This window comes from Thauera sp. 28, assembly GCF_000310145.2.
GTDB lineage: Bacteria > Pseudomonadota > Gammaproteobacteria > Burkholderiales > Rhodocyclaceae > Thauera > Thauera mechernichensis.
On sequence record NZ_AMXA01000099.1, the window covers coordinates 1 to 444 of the forward strand.

Consider the following 444-nt stretch of genomic DNA (forward strand, 5'->3'; position numbering starts at 1 on the left):
GGCCGCCTGCATGGCGAGCGCGCGCTCGAGCACCTCGGCGGTGACGAAGGGGTTGCCGTCGCGATCACCGCCGATCCAGCTGCCCACCTGCACGAAGGCGGCCAGCTCGGGCGCGCCCAGCGCCGGGTCGGCCGCGGCCAGGCGGTCTTCCAGGCTGGCGTACAGACGCGGCAGCTCGCGCAGGAAGGTGGTGTCGAAATACGACAGGCCGTTATTGACCTCGTCGATCACCGACAGCTTGGCGGTGCGCAGCATGCGCGTCTGCCACAGCGTGAGCACCGCGCGGCGCAGCGCCTCGTCGCTGGCTGCGGCCTCCTCGGGGGTGAGCTGCATGCGGTCGCGCTCGTCGAGCAGGCGCGCGATCACGGTCTCGCAGTTGAGGATGCTCTTTCGTTGCACCTCGGTGGGGTGGGCGGTGAGCACCGGCGACACCAGCGCACCGTC

General features: G+C 71.2%; 1 protein-coding gene. It reads right to left on the reverse strand.

What is annotated here, in order from left to right:
- Window positions 1–444, reverse strand: a 444-nt coding sequence (locus C662_RS19620; RefSeq protein ID WP_002934773.1) for a phosphoenolpyruvate carboxylase, incomplete at both ends; no start/stop codon positions are given.